General features: G+C 35.9%; 19 protein-coding genes. All 19 read left to right on the top strand.

Translation table 11 applies throughout. The annotated features are described in order from the left end of the window. Positions 1 to 69: 69 nt before the first annotated feature. The gene (hrcA, locus tag LG329_RS02810) at positions 70 to 1,101 is read left to right on the top strand and encodes a heat-inducible transcriptional repressor HrcA (protein ID WP_404453065.1); all 1,032 of its coding nucleotides are present in this window, start codon (positions 70 to 72) and stop codon (positions 1,099 to 1,101) included. Positions 1,102 to 1,236: 135 nt separating this feature from the next. Continuing rightward, positions 1,237 to 1,809, top strand: a complete 573-nt coding sequence (grpE, locus tag LG329_RS02805; protein ID WP_404453064.1) for a nucleotide exchange factor GrpE — start codon at positions 1,237 to 1,239, stop codon at positions 1,807 to 1,809. 35 nt (positions 1,810 to 1,844) lie between these two features. Then, on the top strand, positions 1,845 to 3,689 hold the full coding sequence (gene dnaK / locus LG329_RS02800; RefSeq protein ID WP_404453063.1) for a molecular chaperone DnaK: 1,845 nt from the start codon (positions 1,845 to 1,847) through the stop codon (positions 3,687 to 3,689). Positions 3,690 to 4,078: 389 nt separating this feature from the next. Continuing rightward, positions 4,079 to 5,197: a molecular chaperone DnaJ gene (gene dnaJ, locus LG329_RS02795; RefSeq protein WP_404453062.1), complete on the top strand. Its 1,119-nt coding sequence runs from the start codon at positions 4,079 to 4,081 to the stop codon at positions 5,195 to 5,197. 126 nt (positions 5,198 to 5,323) lie between these two features. Continuing rightward, positions 5,324 to 6,268 (top strand): 50S ribosomal protein L11 methyltransferase, encoded by a 945-nt coding sequence (gene prmA / locus LG329_RS02790; protein ID WP_404453061.1) that lies wholly within the window; start codon positions 5,324 to 5,326, stop codon positions 6,266 to 6,268. Positions 6,269 to 6,284: 16 nt separating this feature from the next. Next, entirely contained in the window at positions 6,285 to 7,040 is a 756-nt protein-coding gene (locus LG329_RS02785; RefSeq protein ID WP_404453060.1) for a 16S rRNA (uracil(1498)-N(3))-methyltransferase, read from the top strand. A 2-nt stretch (positions 7,041 to 7,042) separates the two neighbouring features. After that, complete coding sequence (gene mtaB, locus LG329_RS02780) at positions 7,043 to 8,389, top strand: tRNA (N(6)-L-threonylcarbamoyladenosine(37)-C(2))-methylthiotransferase MtaB (protein WP_404453059.1); 1,347 nt, start codon at positions 7,043 to 7,045, stop codon at positions 8,387 to 8,389. A gap of 381 nt (positions 8,390 to 8,770) precedes the next feature. Continuing rightward, complete coding sequence (gene deoC / locus LG329_RS02775) at positions 8,771 to 9,442, top strand: deoxyribose-phosphate aldolase (RefSeq protein ID WP_404453058.1); 672 nt, start codon at positions 8,771 to 8,773, stop codon at positions 9,440 to 9,442. A gap of 189 nt (positions 9,443 to 9,631) precedes the next feature. Beyond that, the gene (rpsU, locus tag LG329_RS02770; protein WP_089062410.1) at positions 9,632 to 9,808 is read left to right on the top strand and encodes a 30S ribosomal protein S21; all 177 of its coding nucleotides are present in this window, start codon (positions 9,632 to 9,634) and stop codon (positions 9,806 to 9,808) included. 15 nt (positions 9,809 to 9,823) lie between these two features. Continuing rightward, entirely contained in the window at positions 9,824 to 10,273 is a 450-nt protein-coding gene (locus LG329_RS02765; RefSeq protein ID WP_404453057.1) for a GatB/YqeY domain-containing protein, read from the top strand. 201 nt (positions 10,274 to 10,474) lie between these two features. After that, entirely contained in the window at positions 10,475 to 11,806 is a 1,332-nt protein-coding gene (locus LG329_RS02760; protein ID WP_404453056.1) for a nodulation protein NfeD, read from the top strand. Positions 11,807 to 11,828: 22 nt separating this feature from the next. Then, positions 11,829 to 12,821, top strand: coding sequence for a flotillin-like protein FloA (gene floA, locus LG329_RS02755; protein WP_404453055.1), 993 nt, complete (start codon positions 11,829 to 11,831; stop codon positions 12,819 to 12,821). Between the two features lie 30 nt (positions 12,822 to 12,851). Continuing rightward, positions 12,852 to 13,301, top strand: coding sequence for a hypothetical protein (locus LG329_RS02750; protein WP_404453054.1), 450 nt, complete (start codon positions 12,852 to 12,854; stop codon positions 13,299 to 13,301). Positions 13,302 to 13,413: 112 nt separating this feature from the next. Continuing rightward, positions 13,414 to 13,695, top strand: a complete 282-nt coding sequence (gene yqfC / locus LG329_RS02745; protein WP_404453053.1) for a sporulation protein YqfC — start codon at positions 13,414 to 13,416, stop codon at positions 13,693 to 13,695. Positions 13,696 to 13,707: 12 nt separating this feature from the next. Then, positions 13,708 to 14,898, top strand: a complete 1,191-nt coding sequence (gene yqfD / locus LG329_RS02740; protein WP_404453052.1) for a sporulation protein YqfD — start codon at positions 13,708 to 13,710, stop codon at positions 14,896 to 14,898. A 2-nt stretch (positions 14,899 to 14,900) separates the two neighbouring features. Further along, on the top strand, positions 14,901 to 15,872 hold the full coding sequence (locus tag LG329_RS02735) for a PhoH family protein (RefSeq protein WP_404453051.1): 972 nt from the start codon (positions 14,901 to 14,903) through the stop codon (positions 15,870 to 15,872). A gap of 69 nt (positions 15,873 to 15,941) precedes the next feature. Beyond that, the gene (locus LG329_RS02730; RefSeq protein ID WP_404453050.1) at positions 15,942 to 18,080 is read left to right on the top strand and encodes an HD family phosphohydrolase; all 2,139 of its coding nucleotides are present in this window, start codon (positions 15,942 to 15,944) and stop codon (positions 18,078 to 18,080) included. Between the two features lie 2 nt (positions 18,081 to 18,082). Then, the gene (gene ybeY, locus LG329_RS02725) at positions 18,083 to 18,547 is read left to right on the top strand and encodes an rRNA maturation RNase YbeY (protein ID WP_404453049.1); all 465 of its coding nucleotides are present in this window, start codon (positions 18,083 to 18,085) and stop codon (positions 18,545 to 18,547) included. After that, complete coding sequence (locus tag LG329_RS02720) at positions 18,525 to 18,902, top strand: diacylglycerol kinase family protein (RefSeq protein ID WP_404453048.1); 378 nt, start codon at positions 18,525 to 18,527, stop codon at positions 18,900 to 18,902. Before ybeY ends, LG329_RS02720 begins: the two co-directional genes overlap by 23 nt. The last annotated feature ends 61 nt before the right edge of the window (positions 18,903 to 18,963 follow it).

The raw sequence follows: 18,963 nt of genomic DNA, 5'->3' as shown, positions 1-18,963 counted from the left end.
ATAAGGATTTGATAATTTATTAATAGAATTAGCACTCACTAAAGAAGAGTGCTAACAGAGGTGATCATCATGTTAACAGAAAGACAATTATTGATCTTACAAGTCATTATTGATGATTTCATCCAGACAGCACAACCAGTCGGGTCGCGTGTTTTATCAAAAAAGGAAAGCATCTCCTTTAGTTCTGCCACTATACGAAATGTGATGGCTGATCTTGAGGATTTGGGATACCTACAAAAGACACACTCGTCGTCTGGAAGAATACCATCTGAAAAAGGTTACCGTTTTTATGTAGATCATTTAGTATCTGCTGAAGGGATACCGGACGAAGTCAATGTCATGAAGCATGTGATCCAAGATGGGATTTTTGAATTTGAACAAATTGTTCAAAAATCCGCACAGGTGCTATCTGATTTAACGAACTACACATCTATTATTTTAGGTCCAGAAGTATTTGAGACAAAATTAAAGCAGCTTCAAATTGTTACTTTATCAGACCATACGGCTGTAGCAATATTGATTACGAATACTGGACATGTCGAACACCGTTCATTTACAATCCCTGGTGAAATGAATGCATCAGACCTCGAAAAAATGGTCAATATTTTAAATGATCGATTATATGGTGTTCCAATCATACATTTGCATGAAACGTTAAATACAGAAATCGTTTCACTAATGAAGATGTATGTGAATGATTTTGAGCGATCATATGACTTTTTAAAATCTGCGTTCTTTAGTGAACAACCAGTAAAACTTTACTTTGGTGGAAAAACGAACATGTTAATGCAACCAGAATTTAAGGATGTTGATAAAATTCGTTCTTTTTACTCCATGATGGAAAAGGAAGACGAAGTAGCTAATATGCTAAAAACATCAACAGAAGGTATTAATGTGTCGATTGGACATGAAAATAAAGTAGATGCTATTAAGGATTGTAGCTTAATAACGGCTACCTATCACCTAGGACAGGATCAGCTTGGAACAATTGCCTTACTTGGTCCAACAAGAATGGAGTATAGAAAGGTCATTACTCTATTACATGCATTGTCTAATGAAATGACGGAAGCATTATATATGTGGTATAAAAACAATGAATAGTTTATTGTCTCGCTATAATGGGTACCTTGATGGGACTTTTCCCATCACTTCTTTATGTAATAGGTAATAGTTTATTTCACTAGGTTTTAATGATATAGTCTAAAATGGTGAATTTTTCATAGGAGGTGTTGAGTGATGGAAGAACAAAACAAAAATGATACAGTAACAAAGGATATAAAAGAAAACAGTGAACCAGAGGAAATGGACATTAATGATCCGGAAGAAAAGCTTGGTTCAGATGAAAGCGAAATGGAAACACTAAAAGCAGAAGTGGAACAATTAAAGCAAGAAAAAGATGAAAGCTATCAGAAAATGCTTCGAATTCAAGCTGAATTTGATAATTATAAAAAACGTACTTTGCGTGAAAGAGAAACAGCAAATAAATACAAATCACAGGATTTAGTAAATGAATTACTACCTGCTTTAGATAACTTTGAACGTGCCCTTCAGGTAGAAGTATCAGAGGCCCAAGAGGGTTTTGTAGAGGGAATATCGATGGTATATCGCATGCTGAAGGATGCACTTAAATCTCAAAATGTAGAAGAAATTGAAACAGTAGGAAAAGAATTTGATCCTAATTTACATCATGCTGTTATGCAAACAGAAGATGACGAAACGGAATCAAATATAGTAGTGGAAGAAATGCAAAAAGGTTATATACTTAATGACCGTGTGATTCGACCAGCAATGGTCAAAGTAAATAAATAAAAGATTTGGTAAAGTAGTGAAGGAGGAAATAAACAATGGGAAAAATAATTGGTATTGACTTAGGAACAACAAACTCATGTGTATCTGTAATGGAGGGTGGAGAAGCGGTAGTTATCCCTAACCCAGAAGGAAACCGTACTACACCATCTGTTGTTGCATTTAAAAATGGTGAACGTCAAGTAGGTGAGGTTGCTAAAAGACAGGCAATCACAAACCCAAATACAATTCAATCAATCAAACGTCATATGGGTACTGACTATAGCGTTAAAATTGATGATAAAGATTATTCACCACAGGAAGTTTCCGCAATCATTTTACAGCACATTAAATCATATGCTGAAGATTATTTAGGTGAAAAAGTAGAGAAGGCTGTAATTACAGTTCCAGCTTATTTCAACGATGCGGAACGTCAGGCAACTAAAGATGCTGGTAAAATTGCTGGACTTGAAGTAGAACGCATTATCAACGAACCAACTGCTGCAGCACTAGCGTATGGTATCGATAAAAGTGACCAGGACCAAACAATCTTAGTTTATGACCTAGGTGGCGGTACATTTGACGTTTCTATTCTAGATATTGGAGACGGCACATTTGAAGTTGTTTCAACAGCTGGTGATAATCGCCTTGGTGGTGACGACTTTGATGAAGTTATCATTAATCACATGGTAGCGGAATTTAAGAAAGAAAATGGAATTGACTTATCTAAAGATAAAATGGCAACACAACGTTTGAAGGATGCTGCTGAAAAAGCGAAGAAAGATCTTTCAGGGGTTGCTCAAACACAAATTTCATTACCATTTATTACTGCAGGAGATGCAGGTCCATTACATTTAGAAATAAACATTACACGTGCTAAATTTGATGAATTGTCTTCAGACTTAGTAGAACGTACAATGGTTCCTACTCGTAAAGCATTAAAGGATGCTGGATTATCTTCAAGTGAAATTCACAAAGTAATTTTAGTAGGTGGTTCAACAAGAATTCCAGCAGTTCAAGAAGCAATTAAACGTGAAACTGGTAAAGAACCATCTAGAGGTGTTAACCCTGATGAAGTAGTTGCACTTGGTGCTGCGATTCAAGGTGGAGTATTACAAGGTGACGTTAAGGATGTTGTGTTATTGGATGTTACGCCTTTATCGTTAGGTATCGAAACCATGGGAAGCGTGTTTACAAAACTAATTGAACGTAATACAACAATACCAACAAGTCATTCACAAGTATTCTCAACTGCAGCAGATAACCAAACTGCAACAGATATTCACGTATTACAAGGTGAACGTGAAATGGCTGCAGATAACAAAACTTTAGGCCGTTTCCAATTAACGGATATTCCACCAGCACCACGTGGTGTTCCACAAATTGAAGTATCCTTTGATATTGATGCTAACGGTATTGTAAATGTTCGTGCAAAAGACATGGGTACAAACAAAGAACAATCTATAACTATTAAATCTTCTTCAGGTTTATCTGATGAAGAAGTAGAAAAGATGGTTCAAGAAGCAGAAGAAAATGCGGAAAGCGATAAAAAACGTCGCGAGGAAGTTGAATTACGTAACGAAGCTGATCAACTTATCTTTACAACTGATAAAACGATCAAAGATTTAGGTGAAAAGGTTTCTGACGAAGAGAAAGAAAAAGCAGAAGCTGCAAAAGAAGAATTAAAAACAGCTATTGAATCTGATGACTTAGAAGAAATTACAGCTAAGAAAGAAGCACTTCAGGAACAAGTCCAACAGCTTTCAGTTAAGCTATATGAGCAAATGCAACAAGATGCAGAAGCTCAAGAGGGACAAGAAGGGCAAGAAGGTTCTCAAGAAGAAGATGTTGTCGATGCGGATTATGAAGAAGTAAATGAAGACGACAAACAGAAAAAAGAATAAGCATAATCTAAAAAGTCAAAGTCAGGAATTCCTTGACTTTGGCTTTTTTCTTATAAGGAAAGAAGGTATAAAACTTTGGCGTTAATCTGTCTAGCTCCAGCGCCTAGCCCGCCTGAGGTTTTAAGTCAAATCTCTTTGTGATAAAAATCATCACTAAGAGATTCGTCTTAAACTTGTCGGGGCTGACCAAGGCGCCTGCGCTTTTCTTATTGATCTAGCTGCGGCTCCTAGCGATTACAAATAGTTATTTCTGATGAACGTAGGGAAATAGCAACCCTACTTTTACATTCCTATCTATTTGTACTAGCCTCCGCTTTTCAATTTGCTTTTAGGTTCTTATGAATGATATGATAAAATTTATGCAATAGTGTCGGGAGAGTGAATTACAAGTGAGCAAGCGTGACTATTATGATGTACTTGGCGTTGGAAAAGACGCTTCAAAAGAAGAAGTAAAAAAGGCTTACAGAAAGTTAGCCAGAAAATATCATCCAGATGTTAATAAAGAAGCAGATTCGGCTGATAAATTTAAGGAAGCAAAAGAAGCATATGAAGTATTGAGCGACGAACAAAAACGTGGTCAGTATGATCAATTTGGCCATTCAGGGCCACAAAGCCAAGGTTTTGGAGGAGGAGCACAAGACTTCTCAGGTTTTGGAGATATTTTTGACATGTTCTTCGGTGGGGGCGGACGTCGTCGTGACCCTAATGCACCTCAACAGGGGGCCGATTTACAATATACAATGACATTAGAATTTGAAGAAGCAATTTTTGGGAAAGAGACAGATATTACAATTCCAAAAGAAGAAACGTGTGATACCTGTTCAGGATCAGGTGCAAAACCTGGTACAAAGGTGAATACCTGTTCTCATTGTAATGGATCTGGGCAGTTAAATACAGAGCAAAACACACCATTTGGCCGTGTTGTCAATAAGAGAGTGTGCCATTACTGTAATGGAACCGGTAAAGAAATTTCTGAAAAATGCGCTACATGTGGTGGAACCGGTAATGTACAAAAAAACAAAAAAATTCATATTTCTATCCCAGCCGGAATTGATGTAGGTCAACAAATACGTGTTCCTGGAAAAGGAGAATCTGGCGTTAATGGTGGCCCAGCTGGAGACTTATATGTAGTTATTCAAATTAGACAGCATGAATTTTTCGAGCGTGAAGGAGATCATATCTACTGTGATTTACCAGTTACTTTTGCTCAGGCAGCATTAGGTGATGAGATGGAAGTACCAACAGTCCATGGTAAAGTAATGTTAAAGATACCTGCTGGAACACAGGCAGGAAAGACTTTCCGACTAAAAGGTAAAGGCGCTCCAAATGTTCGTGGTTATGGTCAAGGTGATCAACATATTAAAGTTCGAGTGATTACTCCTACAAAACTATCTGATCGTCAAAAAGAATTATTGAGAGAATTTAATGATATTGAAGGTAATAAATCAATCGATGAGCAGGATGGATCATTTTTTCAACGTTTCAAAAAAGCTTTTAAAGGTGAATAAGGGTGTTAGCTTCTAACACCCTATACATATTTTCTATCACGAATAATTTAGTTTAACCAAAACGATTACATTCGCCATTTTACCTTTGGCGATATATAAAGTTTCTTAAGAAATGAGTGGGTCTAATTGAAATGGTCGGAAATTTGTGTACACACAACAAATGAAGCAATTGAACCGATTTCGAATATACTTCATGAAACTGGCGCAAGTGGTGTAGTAATTGAGGATCCTTTAGATTTAATCACAGAGCGAGAAGATAATTTCGGTGAGATTTATGAGCTTAATAAGGATGAATACCCAGAAGAGGGTGTATATATTAAAGCTTATTTACCAATAAATAGCTTTCTCGGTGAAACAGTAGATGAAATAAAACAGGCTATAAATAACCTATTGTTGTACGATATTGACATCGGTAGAAATACAATTACTTTAAGTGAAATTAATGAAGAAGAATGGGCTACAGCATGGAAAAAATATTATAAGCCTGTTAAAATTTCTAAAAAAATAACGATTACACCCACGTGGGAAGACTACACACCAAAATCACCTGATGAAATAGTGCTCGAATTAGATCCGGGTATGGCCTTTGGCACAGGAACTCATCCCACTACTGTGCTCAGTATTCAAGGAATCGAAAGGTATATAAAAAACAATGATGAAGTAATTGATGTTGGGTGTGGTTCGGGTGTCTTAAGCATTGCTTCTACATTACTTGGTGCAAAAGAAGTATACGCGTATGACCTAGACGAAATTGCGGTAAAAAGCACAAAACTTAATGCAAAACTGAATAAAGTTGATAAAAAAATTATTACAAAGCAGAACAACTTATTGGATCATGTCAGTAAACAAGCAGATTTGATTGTCTCCAATATTTTAGCTGAGATAATTGTCCGATTTATTAAAGAGGCCTGGGATAACCTGAAAGAAGAAGGTTTGTTCATCACTTCAGGAATTATTCAGGCTAAAAAAGACCTCGTGAAAGATCAGTTACAACAAAATGGCTTTACTATTATTGAGGTAAATGAAATGGAAGACTGGGTTTCCATTGTGGCTAAGAAAGTATTGAAATAAAAAGTAGGTGCTGCAATTGCAACGTTATTTTGTCCCGGAAGGTAATTGGGAAGATGATGAACTTATAATTACAGGTGATGATTCACATCATGTAATAAGAGTGATGCGCGGAGATATAGGCGATAAAATGATATGCAATCATCCGAGTGGCTATGCTGTTCTTGGTGAAATAATTTCCATAGATCAGCAATGCGTAACACTTTCAATTAAAGAAAGATTGCAAGAAACTGTTGAATTGCCTGTACAAGTAACAATTGCACAAGGTTTACCAAAAGGCGACAAATTAGAATATGTCTTACAAAAAGGGACAGAACTAGGTGCATCCTGTTTTATTCCTTTTTCAGCAGAACGATCGGTAGTTAAATGGGATGAAAAAAAAGCCTCGAAAAAAATGTCCCGTTTCGCTAAAATTGTTAAAGAAGCAAGTGAACAAAGTCATCGAAATCGTATTCCACAAGTTACGCGGGTAATGAATATTGAAGGCTTAATTGCAGAGACAGATGAATATGACGTGAAAATTTTTGCTTACGAGGAAGAGGCAAAAACAGATCATTTTGTAACATTTGCCTCTATCCTAACAAGGCTGAAATCGAGTCAACGAATAGTTGTTTGTATAGGTCCTGAAGGTGGATTTTCGGGTAATGAAGTTGCTTTGTTAAAAGAAAACGGCTTTAAATCTGTTCGACTCGGACCAAGAATATTACGAACTGAAACAGCGCCAATATACGTATTGGCCTGTATTTCTTATCAATTTGAAGAATTGGGGTGCTAGGGATGACAACAGTAGCCTTTCATACATTAGGTTGTAAAGTGAATCATTATGAAACAGAAGGAATATGGAACATGTTTAAGGCTCAAAATTATGAGCGTGTGGACTTTGACCGTCAAGCAGATGTTTATGTGATTAATACTTGCACCGTAACAAATACAGGTGACAAAAAAAGTAGGCAAACCATTCGTCGTGCTGTTAGGAAAAATCCAGAAGCTGTCGTCTGTGTTACGGGATGTTATGCACAAACATCTCCGGGTGAAATTATGGAAATTCCCGGTGTGGATGTAGTAGTTGGAACGCAAAACCGTAAAAAAATGATCGGATATATCGAGGAACATTTAGAAACTCGCGAACCTGTTAATGGTGTTGAAAACATCATGAAAAACCGTGTGTTCGAAGAAATGGATGTCCCTGAATTTACGGACAGAACCCGCGCTTCATTAAAAATCCAAGAAGGTTGTAACAATTTTTGTACGTTTTGTATTATTCCATGGTCACGTGGATTATTACGTTCCCGTAACCCAAAAGATGTTGTGGTACAGGCACAGCGCTTAGTTGACGCTGGATACAAAGAAATTGTATTAACCGGAATTCATACAGCTGGTTATGGGGAAGATATGCAGGATTATAATTTTGCGAAACTCCTGCAAACACTTGAGACAGAAGTGAAAGGCCTAAAACGAATTCGCATTTCTTCCATTGAGGCTAGTCAAATTACAGATGAAGTAATTGATGTCCTCGATAGATCAGAAAAAATTGTACGTCATTTACATGTACCTTTACAAGCGGGATCTGACACAGTACTAGACCGTATGCGCCGAAAATATACGAGTGACTTTTATTTTCAAAAGGTCGAAAAAATTAAAAAAGCTTTACCTGGCTTAGCGATAACATCAGATGTTATTGTTGGTTTTCCTGGTGAAACGGAAGAAGAATTTATGGAAACCTATAATTTTATTAAAAAAGTGGGTTACTCTGAATTACATGTTTTTCCATATTCGCAACGTACAGGTACACCAGCAGCTAAAATGAAGGGTCAAGTAAATGATGAGGTCAAAAATGAACGTGTACATCAATTAATTGATTTATCAAATCAATTAGCTAAAGAGTACGCATCAGAATATGAAAATGAAGTAGTGGAAGTTATTCCAGAGGAACGTTCAAAAGACGCTGAAAATCCAAATATGTTAGTAGGATATTCTGACAATTATCTTAAAGTTAGATTCCCTGGTTCAGATGATTTAATCGGTAAAATTGTGCGCGTTAAAATTACAAAAGCAGGATATCCATATAATGACGCTACATTTGTACGCATTATGGATGTTGATCTCACTTCAAAAATTGTGTGAGTTTTTAATACCCGGTTAACACTGGGTATTTTTTTACACGTAAGGAAAGTATAAACGTATTGAGGAAACGCCGGTATAAGTAAAACTTTCGCATTCGCTATTAAGGATGAGGCGAATGCCGAGTTTTTCTAACAAGGAAAGAAAGTATAAAACTTTGGCGTTAATCTGTCTAGCTCCAGCGCCTAATCCCTCGAGGTTTTAAGTCAAATCTCTTTGTGATAAAAATCATCACTAAGAGATTCGTCTTAAACTTGTCGGGGCTGACCAAGGCGCTTGCGCTTTTCTAAACTTACTAAATACCTTAGGCAATAGATTTTTATACACAATAATGCTATTATAATCAAAGAGGTACGAACAACTTATAAAGAGAGGGCGTTAATCATGACAAAGGATCTTGCAAAATACATTGATCATACACAATTAAAACCTGATACAACGGAAGAAAAAATAAACAGTATTATTCAGGAAGCAAAGGAATATGAATTTGCATCTGTATGTGTGAATCCATATTGGGTAAACCATTGTTTTAATGAATTAAAAGATACAAGTGTAAAAGTTTGTACTGTAATTGGTTTTCCACTTGGCGCAACAACTACAGAAACGAAAGTATTTGAAACAAAGAATGCAATTAATAACGGTGCAACAGAAGTAGATATGGTGATAAATGTTGGAGCATTGAAATCAAACAATGATTCATTTGTGGAACAGGATATCAGAGAAGTTGTTTCAGCAGCAAAAGGACATGCTTTAACAAAAGTTATTATTGAAACATCCCTTCTTACAGAAGATGAAAAAACTCGTGCTTGTAAACTAGCTAAAACTGCAGGAGCTGATTTTGTAAAAACATCAACAGGTTTCTCTGGTGGCGGAGCTACAGTAGAGGATATCAAATTAATGCGAGAAACGGTAGGACCTGATTTGGGAGTTAAAGCATCTGGTGGTGTTCGTGATTTGGAAACTACAGAAGCAATGATTGATGCTGGCGCTACACGAATTGGAGCTAGTGCTGGAATTGAAATTCTAGCTGGTAAGCAAGGTTCATCAGATTATTAAGAACAAAAGCGCCCGTTCATAAAATGGCAATTATTAACGGTGTTTCAATTAATAGTTCCAAAACTTTTTAAAAAGCATTCGAAAATCAGTTGACCAGTTTGTGACAATATATTATAATTATTTAAGGCATGTGATATGAATACTTGCCTGTATAATCCTGTTTTATGCTTCGGAGGGAGGGAAATTAGTATGTCAAATACAACTCGCGTTCGTAAAAACGAGTCTATAGAGGATGCTCTTCGTCGCTTTAAACGTAGTGTGTCAAAAAGTGGTACACTACAAGAATATCGCAAGCGTGAACACTATGAAAAACCTAGCGTTAAGCGTAAAAAGAAATCAGAAGCTGCTAGAAAGCGTAAATTCTAAAGAGGGTGCAATAGCGTGACATTACTAGAACAGTTAAATGCAGATATGAAACAAGCTATGAAGGATAAAGATAAAGATAAGCTTGGGGTCATCAGAATGGTAAAGGCGTCATTACAGAACGAAGCGATTAAGCAAGGGAAAGATGCGCTTTCAAAGGATGATGAATTAACTGTATTATCTAGAGAGTTAAAGCAAAGAAAAGATTCCCTCCAAGAATTCAAAGCTGCTGGACGTGATGATCTTGTATCGAAACTTGATGTAGAAATCAAAGTGTTACAAGCATATATGCCTAAACAGTTATCTGAACAAGAACTTGAAGAAATTGTTCAGAACACAATTCAAGAAGTTAATGCAACATCTAAAAAAGAGATGGGTAAAGTAATGAGTGCAGTCATGCCTAAAGTAAAAGGTAAGGCGGATGGTTCAAGTATTAATAAACTTGTATTAAAGCATTTAAGTAACTAATTCATCGCTAATACGAAATTTGACAACCCTTGTCGGTACATACTGGCAAGGGTTTTTAATTTCTCGAGTTTAAATATGCTAACAAAACTGTAACTGTTGTGATACTATCAAAATAGTATCTATATATTTATATATGGTTTAAATGAAACCAAATAGACTGTAAAACCGTATAACATACTAAGCTAAAGGGGGTGATTACGTATGAAGTACAAAAAACTCACTACATATCTTGTTTTAGTAATTATCATTTTTATGGGATTATTGTTTTTTGGCAATAGCGCAATAGCCGCTGAATCCTCTGGTGAAGGGGAACAAGTATATATCATTCCGATTGAGGATACAGTAGAGCAAGGATTAAAGGCATTCCTTTCAAGAGCAACACAGGTAGCAGAGGATAAGGGCGCTGATTATATCATTTTCGAAGTTGATACTCCAGGAGGACGTGTTGATGCAGCAGGTCAAATTGCGGAGTTAATACAAAATTTAGAAACACCTACCATTGCTTTTATTGTTAATAAAGCATTATCAGCAGGATCGTATATTGCATTAAATACGGATACAATTTATATGAAAGCCCATGCGACTATGGGAGCTAGTGGTGTTATAAATCGGGATGGCACTGCAGCTAATAAAAAAGCACAATCGGCATGGCTGGCGGCTATGAAGAGTGCAGCGGAATCCCAAGGAAGAGATCCCAAATATGCAGCGGCTATGGCCAATCCCGAAATTGATTTACCAGAACTCGGAGCTCCAAAAGGAGAGTATTTAACTCTTGGACCTGAATCTGCGGTAGAAGTAGGTTATGCGGCAGGTATAGTAGAGGACCGGACGGAACTTTTAAATGAAATGGGTATACAAAACGCTACAATCATAGAAATCGAGCCCACTTTATCGGAAAAACTGGCAAGGTTTTTAACAAATCCGATTGTTATCCCAATTTTGCTAACGATTGCAAGCTTAGGTTTAATTATAGAGATATTTTCACCTGGATTTGGTATACCTGGTATTATAGGATTATTGTCATTAGTTTTATTCTTCTATGGACATATTGTAGCTGGGCTAGCGGGAATGGAAGCTATTATCTTAATAATATTAGGTATCATTTTAATAATAGCCGAGTTTTTTGTACCGGGAGGGATTGTCGGAGTGTTAGGAATTGGTTGTGTAGTAGCTTCATTGTTTATCTCGGGTCAGGATATCGGACAGATGGCGATGAGTATTGGAATAGCATTTCTTATCTCAATAATCACAGCTGTTATTTTATTTAAAAGAATAGGTATGGAAAAAGGAGTCTTCAGGCATATCATACTGAAGGATAAGACTTCTACGGAACTAGGTTATGTTTCAACAGTTAATCGCCTTGAGTTAATTGGTCTTGAAGGAAAAACGTTAACACAACTACGCCCGTCGGGAACTGCGAGGTTTGATGAAGAACGTTTAGATGTAGTTTCGGAAGGTCGTTTCATTCAAGAAGAACAACCGATAAAAATTATTAAGGTTGAGGGATCTCGTATTGTAGTTAGAGAAATATAATATAAAAATTGGAGGAATGAAAATGGATTTAGAAGCAATTATGCCGTTTATTATTATCGGTATCATTTTAATTGCAGTAGTTGTTTTGTTTACATTTATTCCTGTTATGCTTTGGATTAGTGCATTAGCAGCAGGTGTAAAGGTTGGTATTTTTACTTTAGTTGGTATGCGCTTACGTCGAGTAGTTCCATCACGTGTAATTAACCCACTTATTAAGGCGTATAAGGCTGGTTTGGACCTAAATACAAATCAGCTGGAAAGCCATTACTTAGCTGGTGGTAATGTGGATAGGGTCGTTGACGCATTGATCGCTGCACACAGAGCCAATATTGAATTACAATTTGAACGTGGTGCTGCAATTGATCTTGCAGGAAGAGACGTATTAGAAGCGGTTCAAATGAGTGTTAATCCAAAAGTAATTGACACACCATTTATTTCAGGTATTGCGATGGATGGAATTGAGGTAAAAGCTAAAGCGCGTATTACAGTTCGTGCGAATATTGACCGTCTTGTTGGTGGTGCTGGTGAAGAAACTGTTATTGCTCGTGTCGGTGAAGGAATAGTAAGTACGATTGGTAGTTCGAAAACACATGCTAAAGTATTAGAAAATCCAGATAGCATTTCACGTACTGTGTTAGATAGAGGACTAGACGCTGGTACTGCATTTGAAATTTTATCGATTGATATTGAAGATATTAACATTGGTAAAAACATCGGAGCTATCTTACAAACTGACCAAGCACAAGCAGATAAAAGTATCGCACAGGCTAAAGCAGAAGAAAGACGTGCAATGGCAGTTGCACAAGAACAAGAGATGTTGGCACGAGTTCAGGAAATGCGTGCATCTGTTGTGGAAGCTGAAGCTGAAGTACCAAAAGCGCTTGCTGAAGCACTTCGCTCAGGTAACCTTGGTGTAATGGATTATATGAATTATAAAAATATTGATGCAGATACAGATATGAGGGATACAATTGGTAAGCTATCAGAAGATAATAATGACGATAGTAATCAATAATACCTGTCAACCGAATTCAGGAGGGGTATAATGGATGCCATTTTTGAAACCATTTTCGGCAATATACTTATCATTTTAGCTATTGTTGGTGGTATTGCTGGGTTTATCAAGGATCAAAAAAATAAGGGTAGTAAATCAACTAAACCTTACTCAACCCCAAAACCAACTCGTACACCATCAGGTGGAGGACATCAAGCTAATAATGAAGGGGTATCAACAGAACAAACGTATAGTACATCTATGCGAGAGCAATTAGATTCAACAACACATCGTGCCATTGAGCATGGAGAACATGATGCATTATCTAATAGTAACCTGGGTACACCTTCAAAAAGTTCGAATAATAATCAAATGAAGAAGCAAATTAAAGGCAATTTATCAAAACAGGGCTTAGTGAGTGGTATTATCATGTCCGAAGTATTAGGGCCACCAAGAGCAAAAAAGCCGTATAGAAGTGTTCTAACTGATCGCAGGAGATAATGTCTAAAAACCTTCCAAGGTAGAGTTTTCAACTCAACCAATTGGAAGGTTTTTTTATGTTCTTAATTCATGCTTTTATTCATAAATATGAAGGGGAGAGGAGGTTGCACCTTTGACAAAAAAACATCAACGATTCCTACCTTGGATTATGAACCAATTTGCGCTTCCTTCTGATATAGTTTCTGACTTACCAAGAATTACAATACTAGGTCAACTTCATGTATACATTGAAAATCATAAGGGATTGGTCGTTTATTCTGATACAGAATTAACTTTAAAGACACATACAGGATTGATTAGAATAACAGGCTCTGGATTTGTACTTAAAATGATGCTACCTCAGGAGCTATTACTAGAAGGAACAGTTAATGACGTAACATATATCACTAACTAAAAGGAGGTAGCAATGAAACAAGTACAAGGATCATTTATAACAGGATATGTAATCATTTTGATTGAAGGCAGTAACCCAGAGAAATTATTACAGCATTGCGTAAATCAAGAGATATTGGTATGGAATGTCAAGAAAGAATCACACACATCATGTCAGGCTAATATTAGGTTACAGGATTTAAGTAAATTAAATGGATTCCAAAATGATGGATCATATACTATCACAGTTACACGTGAATTTGGATTGCCATTTATAGTGAAAAAACTGGTTAGCAGAAAAGAATTTCTTTTAAGTATAGGAATTTGTTTTTTGTTAATTTTGTATTTATCCAATATTATTTGGGACGTAAAAATCAATGGTGTACCTAAAGACATAGAGAAAAAAATAACCAAGCAATTAAACACATATGGAGTCCATACAGGCGCTTTAGTCTTTTCCATTGATTCCCCAAGTGATATACAACAGAAACTACTACATGATATTCCTGAATTATTATGGGTTGGTGTTGAAAAAAAGGGGACAACCTTTCAAATTGAGGTTGTAGAGAAAACAATTGTAAAGAAAAAAGAAGTACAAGGTCCAAGTAATTTGATCGCTACCAAAAAAGGTGTGGTCAGCTATGTGTATGTATCAAAAGGCATGCCAAAAGTAAAAGTGAATGATTTTGTTAAGCCTGGCGATTTATTGGTTTCGGGGAATATTAGTGAAGATAAAGAAAAACCTAACTTAGTAGAAGCGGAAGGAGAAATTGTTGCAAAAACCTGGTATGAAGTTTCCGTTACGATACCACTAGAAGCGGAATACCAGGAACTGACCGGTGAAAAAGATAAAAAATTATATTTTGAAGTAGGTGATTTACAAGTTCCTTTTTGGGGATTTGGATCGAGTGAATTTGAGCATGTACAAACAGATATCAATCGAACCCCATTACATTTTTTTAATTGGGAACTTCCAATTAATATAATTGAATCCACCCAGCATGAAAAAACGTATAGAAAAGAGAAGCGTTCTAAAGGTGATGCTATAAAGGTTGGAATAGAACAGGCTAAAAACGAATTGTTATTACGTCTAGATAAAAACGCAAAAGTTATTTCTGAAAAAGTTTTGCATGAAAGTTCTGGTAATGGTAAAGTAAAATTAATCTTATATTTGACGGTTGAAGAAAATATTGCTAAATCCGTACCTATAAATCAAGGAGATTGATTATGACCAAAAACCTAAATACAATTGATTTACATTTAACTAATCAAAGTGAAGCTCTAGCTTTATTCGGGGCAAACGATAAATATTTAAAACAAATTGAAGATAAACTTGACGTATCAATTGTGACAAGAGGAGAGAAAGTGAGTGTATCCGGTACAGAGGAAGCAAATGCTTTAGCTCAGGATATACTACTTTCCCTATTAAACATTATCAGGAAAGGTTTAACCATTGCAGAACGTGATGTAGTTTATGCCATTGAGCTTGCCAAAGAGGGAAAAATTAATCAATTTGAAACATTATTTGAAGATGAGATTACTAAAAATGTAAAAGGTAAGCCGATTCGTGTAAAAACGTTGGGGCAAAAAAAATACATTGCAGCTATAAAATCGAATGATCTTGTTTTTGGAATAGGTCCTGCAGGTACTGGTAAGACATATCTTGCAGTAGTAATGGCTGTTCATGCATTAAAAACAGGAAAGGTGAAGCGGATTATCTTAACCCGTCCCGCAGTAGAAGCTGGTGAAAGTCTGGGTTTCTTACCAGGTGACCTTAAAGAGAAAGTGGATCCATATCTACGTCCATTATATGATGCCCTACACGATGTTTTAGGTGCTGAACAAACATTGCGATTAATTGAAAGAGAAACAATAGAGATTGCACCACTTGCTTACATGCGAGGCCGTACACTTGATGATGCATTTGTTATCCTAGACGAGGCACAGAATACGACACCCGAACAAATGAAAATGTTCTTAACGCGACTAGGGTTTGGTTCGAAGATGGTAGTAACCGGTGATGTGACACAGGTCGATTTACCAAGAGGAGTTAATTCCGGTTTGCGAACAGCAGATCAATTATTATTCAAAGTAAAAGGAATAGAATTCATACACTTAACACAGACAGATGTTGTAAGACACCCATTGGTTCAACACATCATTGAAGCATACGATAATTCAAATAATAAAGATGGTTGATTTTAGAAAATAAGCCCCAACAACTTAAATTGATGAGGGCTTATTTCTACTATCTGAGGTGAATTGCTGATGAAACTGCGAAACATAATGAAGTCTTTAGTAGCCCTTAAAACAAAATGGATTTCAATCGTTTTTCCTATGCTCGTGTTAGGGATTTTAATTTTCCTCATGACCATAAACAATGTACATACAGAAACATATGATATCGAACGGTTTAGTAATGCAAAAGAGACCATCCGGTCACCAATTACAATTGAGAATGAACAAGAAACAAAACGTAAAACTCGTGAAACGCTTCAAGCTGTAAACGATCGATATAATATATCAAAAGAAATAAATGAAGAACAAATAAATTACATAATCGAAATTTTTGATGCAATTGCTAAAGTTGAGGAAAAAAAGCCGATGGATGTTCAAGCATCAGAGAAGAACGACGGTGCAATTATTTTAAGTAGCCAGGAAAAGGTTCAACTTCTTCAACAAATTTTATCATCTGAAATAGTAGATACTATTGATAATGGTGTATTACTTCGTTTAGTTGAAGCATCACCTAAAGAACGAGAAAAGGGTGAAAAAATATTTATAGACGCTGTTCAAGAGGTATTAAACAACGGTGTTCGTATGGAAAATGTTCAAAGTGCTACAAATGAAGTCAAACAAGCATTGACATACTCAAAGTTAGATACTGATGTTAGACAGGCTTTGATCACGATAAGTGATTTTGTTGTTGTCGAAAATTCTTTTTATGATGTCGAAAAGACATTAAATGCTAGAAAAGAAGCGGCAAATAATGTAGATCCAGTCGTTATCCGGGCAGGGGAAATCATCGTCCGTGAAGGTCAAACCATTACCGATGAGTTATTTGAAGAATTAAAATTGGTTGGACTACTTAATAATGATCGAAATGTTTATCCTGTTATAGGACTAGCTTTATTAATTTTATTAATCATTGGTGTTATTACATATGAAATGCATCAATTAACGAAACATAACAAATTAGATAATGGTAAAATTGCATCTATCCTGTTAATCAGTTTTATTGTAGTGTCAATGATGAAAGTTGTAAGTTTATACACAACACAAGTCAATCAGTTATTTTTTGTTGTCCCGGTTGCCACAGGTGTTCTTCTTATCAAACAATTAATAAATGAGCGTTTTGCTATCGTACTCGCTGGATTATATGCCATTCTAGGAAGTATACTATTTAATAGTCAAATTCCTGGATCGTTAAACATTGAAGCTGGTATCTATTTTTTCTTTTCTCAGCTCGCTGGAATTATTTTTTTAATGAATGTTAAGGATCGTTTAGCTATTTTAAAAGCGGGAATCGGAATGAGCATTGTTAATATTTTAGCTGTACTAATATTTTTATTTCTGTCCTTTGAAAAATATACCTTAAGTGACTTATTTCTTCAGACTGGATTAGGTTTTGCGGCGGCAATCCTTTCTGTTGTATTTACAATAGGGTTACTCCCATTTTTTGAAACTGGACTAGGTATTTTATCAGACAGCAGACTATTAGCACTAGCAAGTCCAAACCATCCGTTATTACGAAAGATATTAACTGAATCGCCCGGGACCTATCATCATTCTGTAATGGTAGCTAATCTAAGTGAGACAGCTTGTGAGGCCATTGGAGCAAACGGTCTCTTAGCAAGAGTAGGTGCTTATTATCATGATATCGGGAAATTAAAAAAGCCACACCTTTTTATCGAAAATCAATTAACGATAAAAAATCCACATGACTCGATGAGGCCAAAACACAGTGCTGAAATTATCATAAATCATCCATATGATGGTGCAGAAACGTTAAAAAAGAATAAATTTCCTAAAGAGATTATCGATATTGCAAAGGAGCACCATGGAACAACGTTACTTAAATTTTTTTATTACAAAGAGAAAGAAAATAATAAGTCAGTAAATGAAAAGTCATTTCGATACCCTGGTCCAAAACCACAAACTAAGGAAGCAGCTATCATTTGTATCTGTGATTCAGTTGAAGCAGCTGTCCGTTCATTAAATGAACCAACTGAGAAAAAAATAGAAGAAATTGTTTCTGCTATCATGGATGACCGATTAATGGATGGTCAATTAGACGACTCTCCACTCACGCTTAATGAATTAAAAGTTATTCATCGAACTGTATGTGAAGCATTAAAAGGTATTTTTCATTCTCGAATCCAATATCCAACGAAGGAGGCAAAATAGGAATGTATATTGATTTTCACGATAAAACAAGTAAGGTTAATAGTGATTATATTGATATGTTGCAACGTTTATTGATCTTTGCAGCAGACAAAGAAGGAATAACACAAGAGGCAGAGCTATCTGTTAGCTTTGTAACGAATAAAGATATACAAGAACTTAATCGTAACTATCGCGGACAGGATAAACCAACTGATGTTATATCATTTGCTCTGCAGGAAACGATGGAGGATGAACTAAACATAATAGGGGAAGATATGCCTTTAATGCTTGGTGATATTGTTATCTCTATTGAACGTGCGATTGAGCAGGCAGAAGATTATAACCATACCTTTGAACGGGAATTGGGCTTTTTAACAATACATGGTTTCCTTCATTTATTAGGTTATGATCATATGAACGATGAAGAAGAAAAGCAAATGTTTCAAAAACAAGAGGATATTTTAAATGCGTTCGAACTTAGAAGATAAAAAGAAATCGATTGGTTTTTCCTTTGCTTGGAATGGGTTAATAGAAATGATCAAAAACGAGAGGAATTTTCGTATTCATGTACTTGCAACCGTAATTGTTGTTTTAATGGGGGTTTTAATAACACTCTCATATTTAGAGTGGATGATTATCATTCTTGTTATCGGAATTGTTCTCGTTGCAGAAACAACAAATACTGCTGTGGAAAAGCTTATTGATTATTTAAAGCCTGATATTCATCCTTCCGCAAAAGTTATTAAGGATATAGCAGCAAGTGCAGTATTAATAGCTGCAATTATGGCATTCGTTATTGGATGTATAATTTTTGTTCCAAAATTATATAGTTTATTTTTATAAAAACTTGTTCGAATTATAGAGCGGGTTTTTTTAAACATTAATAGTGATTAGTAACATGTTA

The sequence above is a fragment of the Virgibacillus necropolis genome (genome assembly GCF_044793635.1).
In the GTDB taxonomy this organism is placed as follows: domain Bacteria; phylum Bacillota; class Bacilli; order Bacillales; family Amphibacillaceae; genus Virgibacillus_F; species Virgibacillus_F necropolis_A.
This window is presented reverse-complemented; position numbering and strand designations above follow the sequence as displayed.